Raw genomic sequence first — 21,726 nt, 5'->3', positions numbered from 1 at the left:
GGCGCGGTCCGGACCCGGCGCAGCGCCGACCTCAGCGCGGACCCGAGCCGGTGCAGCCCCGACCTCAGCGACGACCCGATCTCAGCGACGACCCAGCATCGCGGCGGCGATGGCGTCGTGGACGTCGGTGCTGTCCTGGACGCGGCCGAGGCGGTCCGCCCCCGGCCCCTGCGCCGTGAGCGGCGTCGCCGCCCCCGTGTGCTGCTCCGTGGTCCAGTCGACGACGAACTCCAGGTCCGTCCCGGCCACGGTGAACGGCCCGTCCTCGGTCGACTCCCCGTCGCCGGACTCGTCGTCCGCGTCGGGGTTCTCGATGGCGAGCCCGCCCGTCTCGTGGTCGCCGACCACGACGACGAGGGTGTCGGGGTGCGTCTCCGCGAAGTCGAGGACGAGCTGCACGGTCGAGTCCAGCGCGGCGCCCGCCTCGATCGTGAGGTGCGCGTTGTTGTGGTGGGCCATCTCGTCGACGCCCTCCTCCTCCACGAGCAGGAAGAACCCGTCGCGGTCGCGCGAGAGCACGTCCAGCGCCTTGGACGCCATGTCCCGCAGCGGGACCGCCGGGTCGTACAGGGCGTCGGGGCCCTCGTTGCGGTGCTCGAACATCTCCTCGTTGGCGAACAGGCCGAGCAGCCGGCCGCGGGGGCGGGCCGCGGCCAGGCCCTCGGCGTCGGAGACGTAGTGGTAGCCGAGCTCCTGCGCGCGCTCGATGAGGTTGCCCTGCGTGCCGGCGCTCTCCTCGGTGGGGTCGGTGGCCGGGTGGTCGGGCCACGCGCCCTCCTCGCCCGGCGGCAGCCACCGGTCCTCGCCGCCGCCGAGGACGACGTCGGGGCGCGTCTCCTCGATGAACTGGCGGGCGATCTCGCTCTGGTCGTCTCGGTCGGGGACGTGCGAGCCGTAGGCCGCGGGCGTCGCGTCGGTGACCTGCGACGTCGTCACGAGCCCGGTGGCCTTGCCGGCGCGGCGGGCCTGCTCGAGCAGCGTCGGCAGGGCGCGGCCGTCCGCGTCGACGCCGACGGCCCCGTTGTAGGTGCGCACACCGGTCGCGAACGCGGTCGCGGAGGCGGCGGAGTCGGTGACGGTGTCCTCGGGGTCCAGCGGGTCGGTGTGGACCCAGCCGGCGACGTCGAGGGAGTCCATCGCCAGCTCCTCGTCCTGGCCCTTGGTGGCCAGCCGGACCAGCTCGCGGTGGGCGATGCCCATGCCGTCGCCCTGCAGCACGACGACGTTCTTCGCCCGGGCGTGGCGGGGTCCGCCGGCCGGGTCGGCGGTGGGGGCGGGCTGGACGCCGCAGGCGGCGGCGGTCGCGGCCAGCGCGATCAGGGTGGCGGCCCCCAGCAGGGGCCGGGACGGACGGGAGCTTCGGGGCATGGCGTGGACCTCTCGCAGCGCTGCGACGTCAGGACCCGCGCGAGCCTGGCAGTCCGCTGTGTCCCGCGCCAGCCGGCGCTGTGGACCACGTGTGCGGCGCCGCCGGCCCCGGCCGTCAGCGGGTGAGGGCGGTGATGGTCGAGCGCAGGGTGGCGTCGAACAGCGCGGGCTGACCGCGCAGCTGCGGCGGCAGGTGCCGGTTCAGCTCGAGGTCGATGGCCCCGTGCAGGGCGGCGTAGCAGATCGCCGCGGCGCCGAGGGCGGCCGCGGGCAGCGGGCGGGGCAGCGCGGCCGACCAGCCCTCGAGCGCCGCGCGCAGCGGGTCGGTGAGGAGCGCGTCGACGGTGGCGGTGTCCACGCGGTCGGCGTCCACGGCCCGGGCCATCACCTCGAGCAGGACGCCCGAGGAGCGCTGCGCGGCGGCCGTCGTGGCGTCGGTGCCGGTGTAGCCGTCGACGGGGTTGCCGAAGGCCAGCCGGTACTGCAGCGGGTCGGCGAGCGCCCAGTCGCGGTAGGCGCGGCCGACGTGCAGGTAGGCCTCGACGGCGTCGGCGCCGGCGGGCACCTCGTCCAGCGCGGTGCGCAGCCGGGCCGTGAGGGCGTCGAAGCAGTCGACGACCAGGGTGGTGAGGAGGTCGTCGCGGCTGGGGAAGTAGCGGTAGAGCGCGGAGACCGCCATGCCCATCTCGCGGGCCACCCCGCGCAGGGAGAGCCCCGTGGTGCCGGAGCGCGCCATGTCCGCCCACGCGGCCGCCTTGATCTCGGCGAGCGTCGCGGCCCGCTGCTCGCTGCGGCGCGTGGTGGCGGTCATGGGGAGAAGGCTACCGCAGTCGTGTGAACGACGTTCTCGAGGAGAACACTGTTGACAACCGCGGCGAGGCGAGTGAACGGTGTTCGCACCACCCCTCCTCGCTCCTGGAGCTCCCCGTGACCGTGCTGCACCCCGCCCCCGCCCCGCCCTCCCCCACCACGGCGTCCCGGGTGCTCCGGGGGGTCGCGGTGGCCTGCGTCGCCGCGCTCGCCGCGACCGCCGTCGGCCTGCTGCTCGACGACCGCACCATCACCGGCGCCCCGGCGTGGCTCAAGCCCGCCAAGTTCGCCGTCTCCATCGCCGTCTACTGCGCCACGCTCGCCTGGGTGCTGCGGCAGGTCACGGGCCACCGCCGGGCCGTCGCCGCCATCGCCTGGACGACCGGGGTGGCCCTCGTCGTCGAGCTGCTGCTCATCGGCCTGCAGGTCGCCCGCGGCACGACGAGCCACTTCAACGACGACACCCCCTTCGACGCGGCCGTGTTCAGCGCCATGGGCGGCTTCGTCGCGCTCGTCTTCCTCGCCGCGGCCGCGGCCGCCGTCCTGCTGCTGCGCCAGCGCGGGCTGCCCCGCACGCTCGCGGCGGGCCTGCGGGGCGGGCTGCTCGTGTCGCTGCTGGGCATGGCCGAGGCCGGGCTGATGCTGGCCAACCGCACGGCGACGGCCGCGGGCGCGCACACCGTCGGGGCCCCCGACGGCGGGCCCGGCCTGCCGGTGACGGGCTGGAGCACCGCGGCGGGCGACCTCCGGGTGGCGCACTTCGCCGGGCTGCACGGCCTGCAGGTGCTGCTCCTGCTCGCCTGGGCGCTGCACCGCTGGGCGCCCGGGCTCGCCGACCGCACCGCCGCCCGCCTGGTCACCGTCGCCTCGGCCGGGTACGCGGGCGGCGTGGTCCTGCTGGCCTGGCAGGCGCTGCGCGGCCTGCCGCTGCTGCGCCCCGACACCGCGGTGGGCCTCGCGGCGCTCGGCTGGGCGCTCGCGGTCGCGGTCGCCGGCGGGCTCGTCCTGCGCCGCCGGGCGGTGGCGGCGTGAGCGCCTCGGCGGGGCGGCAGGTGTTCTACGGCGTCGCGGCCGCGGCGGGCCTCGTCCTCACCTGGTACTTCAACCTCACCTACGACGGCTCCACCGGGTACGTGCAGGCGTGGTTCGCGAACGCGGCGTCCTCGTCGGCGGCCGTCGACCTGCTCGTCCTCGCGGCCGCCGTCAGCATCTTCGTCGTCACCGAGGGCCGGCGGCTCGGGATGCGGTGGCCGCTGGCCTACGTCGTCGCCGGCCTGGTGGTGGCGATGGCCTTCGCGGTGCCGCTGTTCCTGCTGGTGCGCGAGCGGGCGCTGCACGCCCGCCGCGGGGACGGCTGAGCCCTCGGGCCCAGCCCGCGCTCAGCCGGGGGGCGTCGTGCCCCGGCTCGTCACCGAGCCGCAGAGGAAGGGCGAGGCGGGGTCGATGCGGGCCAGGACGGCGCGCGCGATCTCCGTCAGCTGCTCCAGCTGCTCGGGCGTGAGGGGTTCGATCACGTGGTGCAGGACCGTCCGGACGTGGCCGGGGGCCGCCTCGACGACCTTGCGCCGGCCCGCCTCGGTCAGCGTGGCGATCGTGTAGCGCCCGTCGGCCGGGTCGGTGCTGCGCTCGATCAGCCCGAGCCCCTCGAGGCGCTTGGCGGCGTGCGAGAGCCGCGACAGGGAGCCGTTGCAGTCCTGCGCGAGCGCGCTCATGCGCAGCAGGCCGGCGGGCTCCTCGGTGAGCCGCGCCAGCACGCCGTACTCGAAGTTGGTGACCGCGGCCTCGCGCTGGAGGTTCGCGTCCAGCAGCGCGGGCAGCTTCACGCTGAGCTCGACGAGGCCGCGCCAGGCGACCTGCTCGTCCGTCGTCAGCCACCGCGGGGGCCCGTCGACCGCAACCGTGGCGGAATCCTGCCGGGGATCCGTCATGTTCCCCACGGTACTAGAACTCTTGACCCTTCAACGGGACACGCCGTGGCGGGTCCCCTCCGCTCAGGCGGCGAGCTGCGCCGTCCGGGCGGCGCGCGAGACGCGGACGGAGAGCATCAGGCCGAGCGCGAGGGCCGCGACCATCGGCACCAGGCCGCACAGCGCCATCCCGGCCCGCACGCCGGCGTGCTCGGTGACGTAGCCGACCAGCGGCGCGCCGAGCGGGGTGCCGCCGATGAAGACGAGCATGTAGAGGCCCATGACCCGGCCCCGGAACTCCGGGTCGACGGAGAGCTGGACCGAGGAGTTCGCCATCGCCTGGAAGGCCAGGTTGGTGACGCCCATGGCGACCAGCGCGACCACGAAGACCGCGAGCGTCGGGGCGAGGGCGGCCGCGAACTGCGCCAGCCCGAAGGCCGCGCCCATCGCGACGATCAGCCGCAGCCGGATGCGCGTCCGGCTGCCGGCGATCAGCGCGCCGGCGATCGAGCCGACCGCGAGGACGATGTTGAAGGTCCCGTAGAGCCCGGCACCGCCGGCGAAGGTCTGGCTGGCCATGGCGGTGAGGACGACGGGGAAGTTGAGGCCGAAGGTGCCGAAGACCCCCACGAGGGCGATCGTCCACGCGACGTGCGGGCGGTCCGCCACGTAGCGCAGCGCCGAGCGCAGCTGCCCCGGCGCGCGCAGGGACCGCGGCGTGGGGGTGAGGTCGGCGGTGCGCAGGAACGCCAGCGCGACGGTCGGGCCGAGGTAGCAGAGCGCGTTCACGCCGAAGGCCCAGCCGCTGCCGACCGTGCCGATGAGGATGCTGGCCACCGCGGGGCCGACGAGGCGGGTGCTCTGGAAGACGGCCGCGTTCAGGGCGACGGCGTTGCGCAGGTAGCGGGCCGGGACGACCTCGCTGACGAACACCTGGCGCGTGGGGTTGTCGATCGCGAAGACGACCCCGCCGATGAGGGCGACGGCGTAGACGAACCCGACCGAGATCCGGCCCGTCAGCGTCATGACGGCGAGCGAGCCCGCGAGCAGGCCCGAGAGGACCTGCGTCGTCATGAGGATCGTGCGCTTGGAGTAGCGGTCGGCGAGCATGCCGCCGTGCATCCCGAGGAAGAGGATCGGCGTGAACTGCAGCGCCATCGCGATGCCGACGGCCGCGGGGCTGCCGGTCAGCTGCAGGACGAGCCAGTCGAGGGCGATGTTCTGGATCCAGGTGCCGGTGTTCGCGACGGCCTGCCCGCTCACGTAGATGCGGTAGTTCGGCACGGCCAGCGCCCCGAACGTCGCGCGCAGCCCTCCGCTGCGGGTGGATCCTCTGCTGACGGACTTCCTGCCGTGCTCGGCGATCGCCGCGGTCACAACCAAACCTCTCGTGGTCCAACGCTCTGCCACCCAGTCTCGGCGAGGACCCGCGTAGACTTCACCCCCAGCTACCTCGATCAAGCAACTATCAGTCATCACGAATCGCGATGGGCGGGACCTGGTGGATCCGGCGACGACGCTCGACCCCGTGCAGCTCCGCTCGTTCCTCGCTGTGGCGCAGACGAACAGCTTCACCCAGGCGGCCGCGCGGCTCGGGGTCCGGCAGTCCACCGTGAGCCAGCACCTGCGCAAGCTCGAGGAGGCCGTCGGGCGCACCCTCGTGCTGCGCGACACGCACACCGTCTCCGTCACCCCGGACGGTGAGGCGATGCTGGGGTTCGCGCGCTCCATCCTCGCGGCGCACGAGGAGGCCGCGAGCTACTTCCGCGGCGAGCGCCCCCACGGCCGGCTGCGCATCGGGATGTCGGACGACCTGGCCCTGACCCGGCTGCCGCAGATCCTGCGCGACTTCCGCTCCGAGAACCCCCGGGTCGACCTGGAGCTGACGGTCGACCAGTCGGGAACCCTGCACCGCCGCCTCGAGAGCGACCGCCTCGACATCTTCATCGGCAAGCGCCCGCGCGGTTCCGGCGAGGGCAAGCTCGTCAAGCGCGAGCGGATGGTCTGGGTGGGCAACCCGTCCACCCGCCTGGACCTCACCAAGCCCATCCCCCTCGCGGTCTACCCCTCACCCAGCCTCAGCGGCACCGCGATGCACGAGGCGCTGGAGAACGCGGGCATCGGCTACCGCACGGCGTGCGTGTGCCGCGGCGTGAACGGCCTCATCGCCGCGGTCGCCGCGGGCATCGGCGTCTCGTGCCTCGCGAGCAGCCTCGTGCCCGTGCAGCTGACCCAGCTCGGCGCCCAGCACAAGCTGCCCGAGCTCGGGCAGATCGACCTGGTGCTGCTGACGAACCCGCGGACGGAGGGGCGGCCCGCGGCCCGGGCACTCGCCGCGGCCGTGCTCTCCAGCGGCCCCCGCGGCCTCTCGGCGTCCTGATCCCTCCGTGATCATGCAGGTGATCCCTGCAAGATCACGGAGGGATCGGGGTCAGCTGACCTCGGCGACGGCGCAGAGGCGCCGGACGGCGGCGGACGCCGCGACGACCTGCGTGACCAGGCCCGTGAGCTGCTCGTCGGAGAGCGCGCTCTCGCCGCTCCCCGTCGCGACCACCTGCGCGGCCGTGTCGGAGAGGGTCGCGTACCCGCCCGCGAGGTCGCGCCAGCGGGCGTCCTCCTCGGCCGCCGAGGCCGCGAGCTCCGCCGCCTGCGCGTAGGCGTCGCGGCGCTCGGTCGAGACGCCCGCCGCGTCGTCCGCACCCGGGTCCTCAGCGGGCACGGGCGCCGTCGAGCACGCGGCGGCCGCGTCGCCGGCCCCGCCGTCGCCGCAGGCCGCGGTCAGCAGGAGCAGACCCGCCAGGGCCGCGGCGGCCGTCCGTCGGTGCACCCCGCCGACGCTACCCGCGCGGCCCCGGCGGGGCGGGGGGTCTAGGCCCAGGGCTCCCCGGCGACGGTGACGTCGGCGCCCGTGCTCGCCGACTCCTCGATCGCGAGCGCCACCGCGTGGTCCTGGCAGGCCTGCGCGAGCGGGTACGGCTCCGGCCCGTCGCCGGCCGCCCACGCGCCCGTGTCGGCGAGGATCTGCGCCACCGCGATGTCGTCCTCGGACATCCGGGTGCCCGCCCAGGCGTTGCGGTAGACCACGCGCCCGTCGAAGCTCACGGTGTCGAGGTCGACGCCCTCGAGGTTCATGTCGATGCCGCGCCGCCGGTAGGACAGCAGCGAGGTGACGGGGCTCGTGGGGTCCACCATCCGCGTGACGGCGTCGTCGACGATCTCCCCGGCCGAGCCGCGCACGACGACGCGCCGGGCGCGCAGCGGGTTCCACCACTGGTTGTCGGTGAAGTCGTAGAGGCCGGAGCGCCCGCCCCAGTCGAGCATCCCGAGCGTGGTGGTGCGGGGTTCCGCCGGGGCCGGCGGGTTCCAGCCGGCGCCGCTCATCGGGTCCAGCAGCGGCGCCGCGAACCGGCGCGCGGTGACCGTGACGGGTTCGCGGTCGACGCCGAGCAGGCCGCGCACGAGCGAGACCGCGTGGTACTGGTGCGTCGAGGAGACCTGCACCGACGTGGGCTCGCCGATGACGCCCTCGCGCACCAGGGTCCGGCGCGCGGCGTGGCCCGGCATGAGCAGGTACTGCTCGGCGACCTGGACGCGCCCGCTCGCCCCGACGTCGGCCCACAGCGACCGCAGGCCGTCGAGGTCCGGGGCGGGGGGCGTCTCGGCCAGGACGGGCAGCCCGGCCGCGACGAGCTCGCGCACGGTGACCGGCATCTGCGCCCACGGCACGGAGGCGACGACGAAGGCGGGCCGCTCCCCCGCCAGCACCTCGGCGATGGTGCGCACGGCCGGCACGCCCCACTCCCGCGTCACGCGCTCGCCGCTCTCCGCGCTGCGGGTGACGACGCCGACGGCGCGCAGCGCGTGCGGCGCCATCCGGGCCAGGCGCAGGAAGAAGTCGCAGCGCCAGCCGCTGCCGACGACGGCGAAGGGGACGGGTCCGGGGGAGGTCACGTCCGCAGCCTGCCACCGCGCCCGGCCGGCGCACCCGCTGGAGCGGCGGTTCAGGACGCCGACCCCGCTGCCGATGCACGGAGGGAGACGTCGACGCCACGGCGTGCACCACGGAGAACGGACCACGGTGAACCACCTCGCAGCAGACACGGCGGCCCGGCGCGCCAACGTGACCGTCCTGGGCCGTCCCGGGGGCCGGACCGTCGTCCTGGTCCACGGCTTCGGGTCGGGGCAGGAGATGTGGCACCGGATCCTCCCGGCGTTCACCGGCGAGCACCGCGTGGTGCTCTTCGACCAGGCCGGCGCCGGCCACTCCGACCCGGCGGCCTACGACCGCGTGCGGCACTCCTCGCTCGACGGGTACGCCGGCGACCTGCTGGACGTCTGCGCGGAGCTGGACCTGCACGACGTCGTCCTGGTCGCCCACAGCGTCGGCGCGATGGTCGCCGTGCGCGCGGCGGTCGCTGCGCCGCAGCGCTTCTCGCAGCTGGTGCTGCTGGCCCCGTCGGCGCGCTACGTGGACGACCCCGCGACGGGCTACGAGGGCGGGTTCTCCCGCGAGGACGTCGAGGAGCTGCTGGACTCCCTCGACCACAACTACTTCGCCTGGAGTGCGGCGGTCGCGCCGATGATCATGGGCACCCCCGACCGGCCCGAGCTCGGGGAGGAGCTGACGCACGCGTTCCGCCAGACCAACCCCGAGACGGCGCGCGACTTCGCCCGCGTCACGTTCCTCTCCGACAGCCGCGACGTGCTGGCGCGGGTCACGACGCCCACCCTCGTCGTGCAGTGCCGCGCCGACGCGCTGGCCCCGGCCACCGCGGTGCGCCGGGTGCACGAGGGCATCGCGGGCAGCGTCCTGGTGCAGCTGGCGGCGATCGGCCACTGCCCGCACGTCAGCGCCCCCGAGGAGACCGCGGCCGCCGTGCTGACGCACCTGCGGAACCCCGGGTGAGCACCGCCGACGGTGCCGAGGCGCTGTTCCAGCAGGCACCGTGCGGGTACCTCACGACCACCGACGACGGCACGATCACCCGCGCCAACGACACGTTCCTCGACTGGGCCGGGTACCGGCGCGGCGACCTGCTCGGCACGTCGGTCCTGCGCCTGCTGCCCGTGGGCGACCGCATCCTCTTCAGCACGCACTGCCTGCCGCAGCTGCTCACCGCGGGAGCCGTCAGCGAGGTCGTCGTCGACGTCGTCGCGGCCGACCGCTCCCGGCGCGCGTGCCTGCTGACCGCGACGCGCAGCCCCGCCGCCGGGGACCGCGCGGCGGAGCTGCGGATCATCGTGTTCAGCATCCCGGAGCGCCGCGCCTACGAGCAGGAGCTCGTCGCCACCCTGCACCGCGCCGAGGCGTCCGAGGCGGCGCGCGTGCGGGCGGAGGAGGACCTGCGGCGCCAGGCGCTGCGCGACGCCCTGACCGGGCTGCCGAACCGGGCCGGCCTGGACGCGGAGCTGACGCACCGCCTCGCGGGCGCGCCCGCGCCGTTCGGGCTGCTCTTCGTCGACCTCGACCACTTCGCCGCCGTCAACGCGAGCCTCGGCACCGCCGCCGGCGACGAGCTGCTGGGGGTCGTCGCGGGCCGGCTGCGCGCGAGCGTGCGCGAGTCCGCGACCGTCGCGCGCCTGTCTGGGGACGAGTTCGTCGTCGCCGACCAGCTCGACGCGGCGGCCGCCGTCGCCCTCGCCCAGCGGGTGCAGGCCGCCCTCGGCGTCCCCCTCGTCGTGCAGGGCCTGGAGATCGTCGTGTCCGCGAGCGTCGGCGTCGCGGTCACCGCCTCGCCCGAGGACACCGCCGAGCGGCTGCTGCACCACGCGGCCGTCGCCGTGCACCGCGCCAAGGCGGCCGGGCGCCGCCGCGTCGAGGTCCACGACCCCGCGTGCACCGACGTCGCCGTCGACCGGCTGCGGCTGCTCGGGGAGCTGCGCCGCGCGGTCGCCGGCGGCGAGCTGCGCCTGCACTACCAGCCGCGGATCGGGCTGGCGGCGGGCACGATGACGGGCGTCGAGGCGCTGGTGCGCTGGCAGCACCCCGAGCGGGGCCTGCTGCCGCCGGCGGCGTTCATCGACGTCGCGGAGGAGTCGGGGCTCGTGCGCGAGCTCGGCGCCTGGGTCCTCGACACGGCGGTCGCGCAGGCGGCGCGGTGGGCGGACGACCCCGCGCACCGGACCGTGGAGATGGCCGTGAACGTCTCGACCCGCCAGCTCGCCGACCCCGGGCTGGTCGCCGCCGTCACCGCGGTGCTGGCCCGCCACGGCCTCGACCCGCGCCTGCTGGTCCTGGAGGTCACCGAGACGGCGCTCGTCACCGACCCGGAGACCGCGGCCGCGACGCTGCACGCGCTGAAGGCCCTCGGCGTCGGCATCGCCGTGGACGACTTCGGCACCGGCTACGCGAGCCTCACGTACCTGCAGCGCTTCCCCGTCGACGAGCTCAAGATCGACCGCTCCTTCGTGATGGGCCTGGGCGTCAACGACGGCGACGACGCGATCGTCGCGACGTGCGTGCAGCTCGCGCACGCCATGGGCATCCGCGCCGTCGCCGAGGGCGTGGAGACCGAGGGGCAGCGCCTCGCGCTCGTCGGCATGGACTGCGACTTCGTGCAGGGCTACCTCTTCGCCCGGCCGCTGACCGCCGGCGCGCTGGAGGACTGGGCGCCGGTGGACCGGACGCGGGACGAGCGGGCACCCGTCCGCACCGCGGGCTGAGCCCGGCCGCCTCGCGTAGCGTGCTGGGGTGTCCCGACGGCCCCCTCCCGTGGACTTCGTCCGCAGCCCGAAGGCCGTGCAGCACCTGACGACGTTCGTCGTCTCCGCGGTCACGACGATCCTGCTGACGCGGACGCTGCTCGCGCTGACGGGCTACCCGCAGATCGGCGGCGGCGCCGGCCTGCACATCGCCCACGTCCTGCCCGGGGGCCTGCTGATGGCGGCGGCCCTGCTGCTGCAGCTCGCCTACCTGGGCCCCGGCCCCCGCCCGCTCAGCGCGGTCCTCGGCGGCGTGGGGTTCGGGCTGTTCATCGACGAGGTCGGCAAGTTCGTCACCACCGACAACGACTACTTCTACGAACCCGCCGCGGCGATCATGTACGGCGTCCTGGCCGGGGTCGTCGTGGCCGGTCACACGTGGCGCCGCCGCCGCCCCCTCGACGCCGACGAGCGGGTGGCCGCCGCGGCGCACGCCCTGGTCGACGGGCTCGCGGGGCGGTTGCCGGAGCACCGGCGCGACGAGGCCCTCCGCTCGCTGGCCAAGGCGGGCGACTCCCCCGCGGCCGCCGAGCTGCGGGCTCTGCTCACCACCGTGCCCACGAGCTCCCCGGGCGTCCCGCAGCACGTGCTCCGGGCCTGGCGGGCGGTCGCCGCCCGCGTCGAACGCGCCTCCGCCGCGTGGTGGGCGCTGCCGCTCATGGGGGTGCTGCTGGCCGGCCAGGCCCTGATGTCGGTGCTGGTCCTGCTGGAGGTGTGGAGCCGCCGCGACCTCTACGACGTCTCGATCGCCGGGGTGTTCGTCGGCACCGCGGTGTCCCTGGTGTTCGTGGCCGCGGGTCTGGTCCAGGCGCGCCGGCGCGGGCGGCGCGCGGCCGTGGAGTCGTTCCAGCGCAGCGCCCTCGCGTCGCTGCTCATCACCCAGGTGTGCCTGTTCGTGTCCTCCCAGCTGCTCGCCACGGCCGGGCTCGTGGTGGTCCTGGCCCTGCTGGGGCTGGTGAACTCCGACCTCGCCCGGCACCGGCGCCAGCCCCGCTGAGCCCACTCTGCTGTCGGTGCCCGGCGCTAGCGTGCGGAGCACGGACACCGCGCGAGCAAGGGGAGACCATGACCACCCTGGAGAACCGCCCGAACACCGCCCTCCTCGTCGTCGACGTGCAGAACGGCGTCGTCGCCGAGGCCCACGAGCGCGACGCCGTCGTCGCGAACATCGCCACCCTCGTCGGGCGGGCGCGCGAGGCCGGGACGCCGGTCGTCTGGGTCCAGCACGCCGACGAGTTCATGGCCCGCGACAGCGACGACTGGCAGGTCGTGCCCGAGCTCCCGGCGGGCGACGGCGAGGCCCACGTCCACAAGAACCACGGCGACTCCTTCGAAGCCACCGACCTCGAGGACGTCCTCGCCGGCCTCGGCGTCGGCCGCCTCGTGATCGCGGGCGCGGAGACCGACGCGTGCATCCGCTCGACGCTGCACGGCGCGTTCACCCGCGGCTACGACGCGACCCTCGTCGGCGACGCCCACACAACGGGCGACAAGACGTCGTGGGGCGCCCCCGCCCCGGCCGCCGTCATCGCGCACACCAACCTCTACTGGCAGCACCAGACGGCCCCGGGCCGCACCGCCGGCACGGTCGCGACGGCGGACGTCGTCTTCGGGAGCTGACGCCGCCGCGTCAGGAGGTGGGAGAACCCGCCCGGTCGCGCACCGGGGCGCCCGTCACGGCGACGAGCGCCTCGCGCGTGACGCCCGGGGCGAGTTCGACGAGCTCGAACGCGTCGCCCGCCACGTCGAGGACGCCGAGGTCGGTGATGACCCGGTCCACGACCGCCTTGCCCGTGAGGGGGAGGTCGCACCGCGCCAGCAGCTTCGGGCTGCCGTCGCGCGCGGTGTGCTCCATGGTCACGACGACGCGGCGGGCGCCGTGGACGAGGTCCATGGCCCCGCCCATGCCCTTGACCATCTTCCCGGGCACCATCCAGTTCGCGAGGTCCCCGGCGACGGAGACCTGCATGGCGCCGAGGACGGCGACGTCGACGTGGCCGCCGCGGATCATCGCGAAGCTGAGCGCCGAGTCGAAGAACGAGGAACCCGGCAGGACCGTGACGGTCTCCTTGCCGGCGTTGATGAGGTCGGGGTCGACCTCCTCCTCCAGCGGGTAGGGGCCCACACCGAGGATGCCGTTCTCGGACTGCATGACGAGGTGGACCCCCGCGGGCAGGTGGGTGGGCACGAGCGTCGGCAGCCCGATCCCGAGGTTCACGTACTGCCCGTCCTGCAGTTCGAGCGCGGCGCGGGCCGCGATCTCGTCGCGCGTCCAGCCGGTCACCGCTCCGCCTCCCCGGGTCCGCGCGTGGTGCGCTTCTCGATCTGCTTGCGCGAGGCCTGCTCCGGCGTCAGCGCGACGACCTGCTGCACGAAGATGCCCGGCAGGTGCACGTCGTCGGGGTGGATCTCGCCCGCCTCGACGACCCGTTCCGCCTCCAGGACGGTGAACCTCCCGGCCATCGCGGCGAGGGGGTTGAAGTTCCGCGCGGCCGCGTGGAACACCGCGTTCCCGTGCCGGTCGGCGACGGCGGCCCGGACGAGCGTGACGTCGGTGACGATGCCCTCCTCGAGGACCATCTCGCGGCCCAGGAACGTGCGGACCTCCTTGGGCGGCGAGGCCAGGGCCACGGTCCCGTCGGCGTGGTAGCGCCACGGCAGGCCGCCGTCGGCCACCTGGGTCCCGACGCCGGTGGGCGTGTAGAACGCGCCGATCCCGGCGCCGCCCGCGCGCAGGCGCTCGGCGAGGGTTCCCTGCGGCGTGAGCTCCACCTGCAGCTCGCCCGCGAGGTACTGCCGGGCGAACTCCTTGTTCTCCCCGACGTAGGAGGCGATGACGCGGTCGATGCGGTGCGCGGCGAGCAGCAGCCCGAGGCCGGCCCCGTCGACACCGCAGTTGTTCGACACGACCGTGAGCCCGCCGGCGCCCTGCTCGAGCAGCGCCTCCACGAGGATCCACGGGATGCCGGACAGCCCGAACCCGCCCACGGCGATGCTCGCGCCGTCGGCGATGCCCGCGACGGCCTCCGTCGCTCCGACCACCTTGTCCACGCTCAGACCCTACCGGCGGGGTCGACGCGGTCGGCCGGCCGTCGTCGGGGCCGCGTGCGGGCGGCCCGGACCACCGGGAGGTCGCCGATCGCCGCGCCGGCGACCACCCGGTTCTGCACCGCGCCGAGGCCCTCGGCCTCCAGGCGCACGACGTCGCCCGGCACCAGCGGGGGCGGGTCCTGGCGGCCCGCCCGGCCCCAGAGCTCCGCGAGGCAGCCGCCGTTGCCGGCCGTCCCGGACCCGAGGACGTCCCCGGGCCGCACGACCGCGCCGCGCGAGGCGTAGGCGATCATCTCCTCGAACGTCCAGGAGGCGTTCGACAGCAGGTCCGAACCCACGACGCGGCCGTTGACGCTCGCGGTCAGCGCCAGGTCGAGGAACCCGTCCGCGTCGCGGGACCACTCCAGCTCGTCGGCGGTCACGAGCCACGGGCCGAGCGTCACCGCCGAGTCCTTGCCCTTGGCCGGACCGAGCCCGACCTGCATCTCGCGGCGCTGGAGGTCGCGCGCGGACCAGTCGTTGAACAGCGTGTAGCCGAACACGTGCCCGCGGGCCTCCTCCGGGCTGAGGTTCGTCCCCTCCCGGCCGACGACCACGGCGACCTCCAGCTCGTAGTCGAACGCGGAGCAGCCGGGCGGGACGGCGACGTCGTCGTGCGCGCCGATCGCGCTGTGCGGGTTGCCGAAGTAGAACGTCGGCGCCTCGTACCAGGCGGGCTGCACGCCGCCCTCGCCGGAGACGCTGCGCACGACCCCCTCGACGTGCTCCTCGAAGGCCACGAAATCGCGCACCGAGGCGGGCCGCAGCGGCGGCAGCAGGCGCAGCGCCGCGACCGGCACGGGGTCGGAGGAGCCCACGGCCCGCTCCCCCGCCTCCACGGCGGCCCCGAGCCCCGCCGCGACGAGGTCGTCGACGGTCGTGCCGAGCGGCAGCGCGTGCAGGACCTCCTCGCCGGCCGCCCCGACGACGACCCCGCCGAACCGGCGCCCGCCCTGCTCGACGGTCGCGAACCTCACGCGGGCACCGCCACGAGCGCGAACGTCCGGGCCATCAGCCCGGGGACGTCGGTCTCCTCGCGCGGCACGCGGTCGAGCATCCACTGCGCCAGCTGCACCGACGCCTCGACGATCGTCCGGGCGCGGTCGCCGCGGCGCGCGGTGAACCGCTCCCAGAGCGCGTCGTCGAGCCGCTCGGAGGTGGTGAGCAGCTCGCCGAGCACGGCCGCGTCCTCGAGGGCCTGGGCCGCGCCCTGCGCGATGGTGGGCGGGCAGGCGTGCGCGGCGTCACCGATCAGCACGACCCGGCCCCGGTTCCACGGTCCGTCGACGAAGTGGCTCTCGAACCGCGTGTAGTTGACGGGCGTCTCGTCGGTGAGTCCGTCCCGCACCGCGTCCCACGGGCCGTGGTACGACGACGCGAGATCGCGGAACACCGCGATCTGCTCGGCCTGGTCCAGGCCGCTGCGGTCCTGGTGGTCCTCGACGAGGTAGGCGTAGAGGGTGTCCTCGCTCGTCGGGCAGTACCCGGCGATGTAGCAGCGACCGCCGTAGACGAGGTCGGTGCGCACGACCTCCGGCGGCCGCGGCGCGTGGATGCGCCAGATGCCCATGCCCGTCGGCCGCGTCTCGACGGGGACGCCGATGAGCTCGCGCGTGGCGGAGCGGATCCCGTCCGCGCCCACGACGACGTCGTAGCGCCCGGTCGAGTCGTCCGCGAACCGGACGTCGACACCGTCCGCGTCCTGCTCCAGACCTGTCACGGAGGTGTCGAAGCGGACCTCCGCACCGACCTCCGCGGCGCGGGCGAGCAGGATCCGGGCCAGCTCCGGGCGCGACATCCCCATGGTCCCGGGGAGGTCGGGGCCGCCCGTGCGGACGTCCGGCATCTCCACGAGGAGGGTGCCGGCCGGGTCGGGGGCGCGGATGCCGAGGGAGTCGAACGGGAAGCCGCTGGCCGCGACCCGCGGCCAGACGCCGAGGTCCCGCAGGACCCTCAGGGCGTTGCCCTGCAGCGTGATGCCGGACCCGACCTCGGGGGGGCCGGGACGCTGCTCGGCCAGGTCGACGGCCACCCCCGCCCGCGCGAGCAGGACGGCCGCGGCCGCACCGGCCGGGCCCCCGCCGATGACGAGGGCGGAACTCACTGCAGGCATCGTCGCCTTCTTCCTGTGCTGTGCTCGGTGGTGCGGGCCGGTGCGGGGGCGCCGGTGGTCAGAGCAGGGCGATGGGGTTGACGGGTGAGCCGACGGCGCCCGTGACGGGCAGCGGCGAGGCCGTGAGGAGGAACTCGAAGACCCCGGTCGAGGCGCAGTCGGCCGCGAGCGCGTCGAGGTCCCACATCTCCCCCAGGTAGAGCCCGACGTGGGGGATGACGACCTGGTGCAGCGGCTGGAAGGCGACGTCGAACTCGTTCGGGCGCACCTCGAAGCCCCACGTGTCGGTGGCGACCGCGGCGATCTCGCTGCCGTGCAGCCACCCGGCCGTGCCGAAGGACAACCCCGGTGACGCGCCGCCCGCGTAGTCGCCCCAGCCCTCGCGGCGGGCGCGGGCCAGGCGTCCCGTGCGGACGAGCAGGAGGTCGCCCCGCCCGACGCCGGCGGTCGGACCCTGCGCGGCGATCGTCTGGTCCAGGTGCTCGGTCGTGATGGCGAAGCCGTCGGGCAGTTCGCCGTCCTCCCCGACGACGCGGCCGACGTCGAGCAGCACGCCGCGCCCGCACAGCGGGGCGGCGGCGGTCTGGATGCCCGTGACGAGGTCGCCCTCGCTGGTCACCACGTCCCCGGCCCGGCGGCCGTTCCAGGCCCGGCCGTGGTCGAAGATGTGCCCGAGGCCGTCCCACTGGGTCGAGCACTGCAGCGGCATCGTGATGACGTCGTCGGCGCCGCCGATCCCGTGCGGGAACCCCTGGTTGCCGCGCTCGGCGTCCACCCCGGTGTCGAGCATCGTGTGCACCGGGTTGGTGCGCCGGCGCCAGCCCTTCTGCGGCCCGTCCATGTCGAAGGACTGCGACAGGGAGAACGTCACGCCGCGGCGCACGAGACCCGCCGCCCGCACGCGGAGCTCCGGTGTCAGGTGGTTCAGCGTCCCGTGCACGTCGTCCGGGCCCCAGCGGCCCCAGTTCGAGCAGCGCGCGGCGGCCTCGGCGATGGCGCCCTCCGGGTCGGACCGGTCCCACGTCGGGGTGGCCGCCGCGGCACTGGTCGGCGCGCTCACCCGAGCCGCCCGGAGAAGCGCTCGGCGACCCAGTCGGCGATGAAGTCCGTGGCCACGGCGCCGTTGTCGACGCTGGAGTGGTGGACGCCGCCCTCGCGGTCGGTGAACACCTTCAGCTCCCGGTCGGGGCTGTTGACCAGCTGCTCGTAGCTGCGGTGGGCGTAGGCCAGGGGGATCTGCCGGTCCTGCTCCCCGTGGGTGACGAGGAACGGCACCTTCACCTGGTCCAGGACGCCGTCCAGCGTGACGCGCCGGGCGATCTCGAAGAACTCGTCGCGGTCGGCCGCACCCCACACCCACTGCACGTGCTCCCAGTAGTGCGGGACGGGACGCTCCCCCTGCGCCGCCAGCCGCGCCTGCTGCACCTGGCCCCAGTCGTGGTTCGCGCCCCAGGCGACGCCGAGGGCGAAGCGCGGTTCGAACGCCACGGCCCGCGGGGCGTAGTAGCCGCCCAGCGAGACGCCGAGGATGCCGATGCGGTCCGGGTCGACGTCCGTCCGCGCGGCGAGGTGGTCGTAGAGCACGCTCGCCCACTCCTCGGCCTCGACCACGGCGGGCAGCTCCTGCCAGCGCAGGGCCTCCCCCGTGCCGGGCTGGTCGACGATCAGCGAGGCCACGCCGCGCCGGGCCAGCTTCAGGGCCGGCCCGGTCCGGTAGACCATCTCCTTGGTCGAGTCGAGGCCGTTGACCTGCACGAGCACGGGGGCCGGTCCCTCGACGCCCTGCGCGGGCACGAACAGCGCCGCGAGGTGCGTCCCCGCGTAGGGGACCTCGATCCGGGTCACGTCCTCCCCGGCCAGCGCGGCGCCCCGGTCGAAGGTGTGGCGGAACTTGGCGTACAGCGCGACGCGGGGGGCGTGGTCGCGGGCCTGCATGCGCTCACCCGTGATGAAGTACGTCGCCGCGCGCCCCAGCTTCTCGCCCGCGCTGAAGCGGCGGCCCGCGGCCTCGTCCTCCGCGGCCAGCTCGACGAGCTGGTCGCCCTGACGCTCCCAGGAGGCCAGGAACTGCGGGGTGCCGACCTCATCGCCCCGCTCGAGGGCCGCGCGCAGCGGACGGCAGATGGCGTCCACCTCGCCGATGCGGGCGCCCATCTCCATGGCCAGGTTGGCCGACAGGTTCCAGACGTAGTTGCCCGGGAAGTACTCGAACACGGTGCCGCCCCCCTCAGCCCTGGCCCTGCAGGGCGTAGGGGTTCAGCAGCTGCTCCTCGGTGCCGGGCAGGACGCCCTCCTCCGTCGCGCTGGGGTGGGTCGCGTCCGGCGGGAACGACTCGGTCATCGACATGGGCATGGCGCCGTTGCGGTAGATGCTGTTCGACCCGGCCGACGGCGTCCACACGTTCGGCGTCCAGTCCGGGACGTAGTTGCGGTAGCCGCCGGTGTTCAGCTCCACGCGCAGGCTGCTGGGCTCGCGGAAGTACAGGAACGTCTGCTCGCCGACGCCGTGGACGGACGGGCCGTACTCGATGTCGGTTCCGTTCTCCATGAGGACGTCCGCGGCGCGCAGCAGCTCCTCGTGGGAGTCGACCCAGAACGCGATGTGGTTCACGCGGCCCGGGATCGGCGAGGAGTCCAGGACGACGCCGAGGTCGTGGGACTTCTCGTTGGTCGTGAGCACGCCGAACACCGTGACGTCGGCGTGGTCCAGCTGCGTGTAGGCCATGATGCGGAACCCGAGCGCCTCGTTGTACCAGTCGGCGAACCCCCGGACGTCGGACGCGGCGACGGTGACGTGGTCGAGGAACCGCGGGGCGGCGCCGTGGCGGGAACGGCGCGAGGGGCGGTCGGGGAAGATCGAGGCTCGGCCCTCGGGGGCGACGAACCGCTCGACCTCCCAGTACAGCTCCATGGTGTGCCCGTAGGGGCCGGTGAACTGGTAGGAGCGGCCGTGGTGGCGGCGGGCCCCGTGCCACGTCCCCGTGGTCCCCTGCGCCTCGATCCGGCGGGCGGCCTCGTCGAGCGCCTCGTCGCTGGAGGTGCGCCACGCCATGTTCAGCACGGCCGGCTGCTCCCCCGGGCTGACGACGAGGCTGTAGCGGTAGTAGTCGCCCCAGCAGCGCAGGGACACCGATCCGTCGGTGTCCCGGTCCACGCCCTCCAGGCCGAAGTGCTGCTCGTAGAAGGAGACGGAGGCCTCGACGTCGGGGGAGGCGATCTCCAGGTGGGCCAGGTGCGAGAGGAGCTTGATCACCGTTGATCCTTCCGGGTGGGGAGTGCGGCCGGCACGGCCTCGTGCGGTCGCCACGACTGTGGCGCAGGAGGAGACGGCCGCGGAAGCGGAGTTCCGTGATGCGGGGCATCACGGAGGTCGATGCGTCCGCTCAGCCCTCGAGGGCGACGCTGGGCCGGCGCGCGAGCACGACCGCGACCAGGACGGCGGCGAGGACGGCGATGCCCAGCAGGGCCGCGGACAGGCCACCGAGCGCAGCCGTGAGGGCGAAGACGACGAGCGGGCAGAGGAACTGCCCGAAGAAGAGGCAGCCCGTGAACACGCCGGTGGCCCGGCCGCGCTGCTCGAACGGCAGCGTCGTGAGGGTCCACGTGAGGAGCGTGGGGAGCAGCAGACCGGTTCCCGCGGAGGCGATCACGGCACCCACGACGATCGGCGCCACGGCCGGGGACAGCGCCAGGACGGCGATGCCGACGCCGGCGAGCGTCAGCGAGACCAGCAGCAGGGTCGTCGGCCCTCGACGTGCGAGCCGCGCGAACGCGAACGCCCCGACGGCCGTGGCGACCGAGGCGAAGGCGCTGATCGCGCCGATGGCCGCGCTGTCGTCGACGCCCGCGGCGTCGAGCACGAAGGACAGCTGCACGATCGGGGTGGCGAACACCGCACCACCCGGCACGGTGATGGCCAAGGGCAGCAGGATCCGGCGCCACGGCACCGCGGGCAGTTCCCCGCGGACGCGGGCGGCAGGTTCCCACAGCAGCAGCGGGACGAGGACGGCCGCCACGATCCCGACGGCGTACAGCCAGAACGGGGCGCGCCAGTTCCCCTGCCCGAGCACCCCGCCCGCGGCGAGGAACACGATCGCCGAGACGGACGCGGCGACGGTCTGCAGGCCGAAGTAGCGGTTGCGCCGGGCGCCGGAGTAGTAGTCGCCGATGAGGGTCGTGGAACTCGTCATGATGGCGGCCTCGGCGACACCGACGAGCGCGCGGCTCGCGACGATCGCGGGCAGGCTGCCCAGCCACAGCGGTGCGGTGCCGAAGATCGAGTAGGCGACCAGGGCGACGACGAGCAGCCGGATGCGGCCGACGCGGTCGACGATGCGGCCCGCGAAGGGGGCCGTCAGGCCGACGACGAGCGCCGGCACCGTGAGGGACACCGGGACCAGCAGCCCCACGCCCGGCTGGTCGGCGAACGCCCGGGCGATGGCGGGCTGCACGGGCGCGATGAGGACCGCGCCCAGCACCGACAGGCAGCTGAGGCAGAGCAGGAACGTGGCCTGCAGCGCGGTGGGGCGGCGGTCGGGGGCGCTCCCGACCGTGGTGGGTGGGGAGGTGCGGGCCGCCGCGCCGGGGCGGGTCGGTGACGTGGCGTGCGCCGCGGTCGTCGAGCGCACGGGGCCGTCGGGGATGACGTCGGACACGGGATCCTCCTGCCGCGGGCCCGCGCCGTCGCGGGTCAACCGGGAGGCCGAGCATCGCGTCCCGCGTGGGCGCTGACCAATAGACAACCGTGGGGACGCCCATCAGCCACGTCGATGCGGCCGTCCGGGTGAACGGGTGCAGAGGGGGGCGGGCGGACGGTCAGGGCGGTGGGGTCGTCCCCTGCGCCGCCCGCAGCACCAGGTCCCGGAAGAACGAGTGCTCCGGGTCGGGGGTGTAGGAGGGGTGCCACCACATCGCCTCGATGAGCGGGCCCACCTCCACGGGGCACGCGACGGCGCGGACGCCGGAGCCCGGGGGCAGCGCGTCGACGAGCCGCTGCTGCAGCAGGGCCACCCGGCCGCTGCCCGCGACGAGCCCGGGCACGGTGAGGAAGTTCTCCGTGACGACCTGGACGTGGGGTTCCACGCCGAGCATCCGCATCTGCCGCGCGGCCGGCGTCGACGCCGTCGGGCCGTGGTAGCTCGCGACCCAGGGCATCGTCCGCGCCTGCTCCAGCGACAGCGTCTCCCCCACCTCGGTGTTGTCCGCGGCGACGACGCAGACCCACTCGTCGCGGTGCAGGTCCTGGTGCGGGAGGTCGGCGACGAACCCGTGCGGCATGACCATGAGGTCGGTGCTCAGCAGTACCCGCTCCGCCCCGTCGACCACGCGCGGGGTGTTCGCGGACAGCCGCAGCCGGGCCCGGGGTGCCTCGGCGTCGAGGAGCGCCACGACCAGCGGGGCGAGGACCGTGCTGCTGTAGTCGCTGGTCACCATCGTGAACTCGCGCGTCGTCGTGCGCGGGTCGAAGTCCGGTTCGGCGGAGAACACCCGCTCGACGTCGGCGAGCAGGACGCGGGTGCGCGCCGCGAGCTGCTCGGCGAGGGGGGTGAGCTGGTAGGTGTTGCCGACCCGGACCAGCAGCGGGTCGTCGAAGTGGCGGCGCAGGCGGGCCAGCGAGGCGGACAGCGCAGGCTGGCTGAGCAGGAGCCGCTCGGCGGCGCGGGTGACGCTGCGCTCCTGCAGCAGGGCGTCCAGGGGCACGAGCAGGTTCAGGTCGAGGTTCGCGAGGTTCACCGC

Annotated in this window: 22 protein-coding genes; 7 read left to right on the top strand and 15 right to left on the bottom strand. The window is 74.8% G+C overall.

Going from position 1 to position 21,726, the window contains the following annotated elements; translation table 11 throughout:
* Window positions 1-81: 81 nt before the first annotated feature.
* Together F1544_RS03510 and F1544_RS03505 are read right to left on the bottom strand one after the other, a co-directional pair.
* Window positions 82-1,368: an alkaline phosphatase gene (locus F1544_RS03510; protein ID WP_167582142.1), complete on the bottom strand. Its 1,287-nt coding sequence runs from the start codon at window positions 1,366-1,368 to the stop codon at window positions 82-84.
* 115 nt (window positions 1,369-1,483) lie between these two features.
* Window positions 1,484-2,179: a TetR/AcrR family transcriptional regulator gene (locus F1544_RS03505; protein WP_167582140.1), complete on the bottom strand. Its 696-nt coding sequence runs from the start codon at window positions 2,177-2,179 to the stop codon at window positions 1,484-1,486.
* Between the two features lie 116 nt (window positions 2,180-2,295).
* Between F1544_RS03505 and F1544_RS03500 the strand changes: the two genes are divergently transcribed.
* Together F1544_RS03500 and F1544_RS03495 are read left to right on the top strand one after the other, a co-directional pair.
* On the top strand, window positions 2,296-3,210 hold the full coding sequence (locus tag F1544_RS03500) for a hypothetical protein (protein WP_167582138.1): 915 nt from the start codon (window positions 2,296-2,298) through the stop codon (window positions 3,208-3,210).
* Complete coding sequence (locus F1544_RS03495; protein WP_167582136.1) at window positions 3,207-3,536, top strand: DUF2834 domain-containing protein; 330 nt, start codon at window positions 3,207-3,209, stop codon at window positions 3,534-3,536. Before F1544_RS03500 ends, F1544_RS03495 begins: the two co-directional genes overlap by 4 nt.
* Window positions 3,537-3,557: 21 nt before the next feature.
* Here the strand turns inward: F1544_RS03495 and F1544_RS03490 are convergent, their stop codons facing one another.
* Both F1544_RS03490 and F1544_RS03485 read right to left on the bottom strand, forming a co-directional pair.
* Window positions 3,558-4,106 (bottom strand): MarR family winged helix-turn-helix transcriptional regulator, encoded by a 549-nt coding sequence (locus F1544_RS03490; RefSeq protein ID WP_167582134.1) that lies wholly within the window; start codon window positions 4,104-4,106, stop codon window positions 3,558-3,560.
* A 63-nt stretch (window positions 4,107-4,169) separates the two neighbouring features.
* Entirely contained in the window at window positions 4,170-5,462 is a 1,293-nt protein-coding gene (locus F1544_RS03485) for an MFS transporter (protein ID WP_308469857.1), read from the bottom strand.
* 151 nt (window positions 5,463-5,613) lie between these two features.
* On the opposite strand from F1544_RS03485, the gene F1544_RS03480 reads away from it, so the two are divergent.
* Window positions 5,614-6,465, top strand: coding sequence for a LysR family transcriptional regulator (locus tag F1544_RS03480; RefSeq protein WP_308469856.1), 852 nt, complete (start codon window positions 5,614-5,616; stop codon window positions 6,463-6,465).
* Between the two features lie 51 nt (window positions 6,466-6,516).
* Here F1544_RS03480 and F1544_RS03475 read toward each other — a convergent pair whose 3' ends face one another.
* Window positions 6,517-6,912 (bottom strand): hypothetical protein, encoded by a 396-nt coding sequence (locus tag F1544_RS03475; RefSeq protein ID WP_167582128.1) that lies wholly within the window; start codon window positions 6,910-6,912, stop codon window positions 6,517-6,519.
* 41 nt (window positions 6,913-6,953) lie between these two features.
* Window positions 6,954-8,036, bottom strand: a complete 1,083-nt coding sequence (locus F1544_RS03470; protein ID WP_167582126.1) for a Gfo/Idh/MocA family protein — start codon at window positions 8,034-8,036, stop codon at window positions 6,954-6,956.
* A gap of 127 nt (window positions 8,037-8,163) precedes the next feature.
* Between F1544_RS03470 and F1544_RS03465 the strand changes: the two genes are divergently transcribed.
* From F1544_RS03465 to F1544_RS03450, 4 genes are all read left to right on the top strand, one after another.
* Complete coding sequence (locus tag F1544_RS03465; protein ID WP_308469855.1) at window positions 8,164-8,991, top strand: alpha/beta fold hydrolase; 828 nt, start codon at window positions 8,164-8,166, stop codon at window positions 8,989-8,991.
* Window positions 8,988-10,748 carry a sensor domain-containing protein gene (locus tag F1544_RS03460; protein WP_167582122.1) on the top strand — a complete coding sequence of 587 codons (1,761 nt, stop codon included), beginning with the start codon at window positions 8,988-8,990 and terminating at the stop codon, window positions 10,746-10,748. The genes F1544_RS03465 and F1544_RS03460 overlap by 4 nt, the downstream gene beginning before the upstream one ends.
* A gap of 28 nt (window positions 10,749-10,776) precedes the next feature.
* The gene (locus F1544_RS03455; protein WP_167582120.1) at window positions 10,777-11,784 is read left to right on the top strand and encodes a hypothetical protein; all 1,008 of its coding nucleotides are present in this window, start codon (window positions 10,777-10,779) and stop codon (window positions 11,782-11,784) included.
* Between the two features lie 68 nt (window positions 11,785-11,852).
* Window positions 11,853-12,407, top strand: coding sequence for an isochorismatase family protein (locus tag F1544_RS03450; protein ID WP_167582118.1), 555 nt, complete (start codon window positions 11,853-11,855; stop codon window positions 12,405-12,407).
* Between the two features lie 10 nt (window positions 12,408-12,417).
* Here the strand turns inward: F1544_RS03450 and F1544_RS03445 are convergent, their stop codons facing one another.
* From F1544_RS03445 to F1544_RS03405, 9 genes are all read right to left on the bottom strand, one after another.
* Window positions 12,418-13,071, bottom strand: a complete 654-nt coding sequence (locus tag F1544_RS03445) for a CoA transferase subunit B (RefSeq protein WP_167582116.1) — start codon at window positions 13,069-13,071, stop codon at window positions 12,418-12,420.
* Window positions 13,068-13,844 carry a CoA transferase subunit A gene (locus F1544_RS03440; protein ID WP_167582279.1) on the bottom strand — a complete coding sequence of 259 codons (777 nt, stop codon included), beginning with the start codon at window positions 13,842-13,844 and terminating at the stop codon, window positions 13,068-13,070. Before F1544_RS03440 ends, F1544_RS03445 begins: the two co-directional genes overlap by 4 nt.
* Window positions 13,841-14,854, bottom strand: coding sequence for a fumarylacetoacetate hydrolase family protein (locus tag F1544_RS03435; RefSeq protein ID WP_167582114.1), 1,014 nt, complete (start codon window positions 14,852-14,854; stop codon window positions 13,841-13,843). Before F1544_RS03435 ends, F1544_RS03440 begins: the two co-directional genes overlap by 4 nt.
* Complete coding sequence (locus tag F1544_RS03430) at window positions 14,851-15,990, bottom strand: FAD-dependent monooxygenase (protein WP_167582112.1); 1,140 nt, start codon at window positions 15,988-15,990, stop codon at window positions 14,851-14,853. The genes F1544_RS03435 and F1544_RS03430 overlap by 4 nt, the downstream gene beginning before the upstream one ends.
* Window positions 15,991-16,048: 58 nt before the next feature.
* Window positions 16,049-17,050, bottom strand: coding sequence for a cyclase family protein (locus tag F1544_RS03425; protein WP_167582110.1), 1,002 nt, complete (start codon window positions 17,048-17,050; stop codon window positions 16,049-16,051).
* Window positions 17,047-18,204: an alpha/beta hydrolase family protein gene (locus F1544_RS03420; protein ID WP_167582108.1), complete on the bottom strand. Its 1,158-nt coding sequence runs from the start codon at window positions 18,202-18,204 to the stop codon at window positions 17,047-17,049. The genes F1544_RS03425 and F1544_RS03420 overlap by 4 nt, the downstream gene beginning before the upstream one ends.
* 13 nt (window positions 18,205-18,217) lie before the next feature.
* Window positions 18,218-19,243 carry a VOC family protein gene (locus tag F1544_RS03415; RefSeq protein ID WP_167582106.1) on the bottom strand — a complete coding sequence of 342 codons (1,026 nt, stop codon included), beginning with the start codon at window positions 19,241-19,243 and terminating at the stop codon, window positions 18,218-18,220.
* A gap of 130 nt (window positions 19,244-19,373) precedes the next feature.
* On the bottom strand, window positions 19,374-20,645 hold the full coding sequence (locus F1544_RS03410) for an MFS transporter (protein ID WP_208971230.1): 1,272 nt from the start codon (window positions 20,643-20,645) through the stop codon (window positions 19,374-19,376).
* A 160-nt stretch (window positions 20,646-20,805) separates the two neighbouring features.
* The gene (locus F1544_RS03405; protein ID WP_167582104.1) at window positions 20,806-21,723 is read right to left on the bottom strand and encodes a LysR family transcriptional regulator; all 918 of its coding nucleotides are present in this window, start codon (window positions 21,721-21,723) and stop codon (window positions 20,806-20,808) included.
* Window positions 21,724-21,726: the final 3 nt, after the last annotated feature.

It is taken from the genome of Kineococcus rubinsiae, from assembly GCF_011839805.1.
GTDB classification, from domain to species: Bacteria; Actinomycetota; Actinomycetes; order Actinomycetales; family Kineococcaceae; genus Kineococcus; species Kineococcus rubinsiae.
Note: the sequence above shows the minus strand (reverse complement) of the source record. Positions and strands in the feature narration are given on the sequence as shown.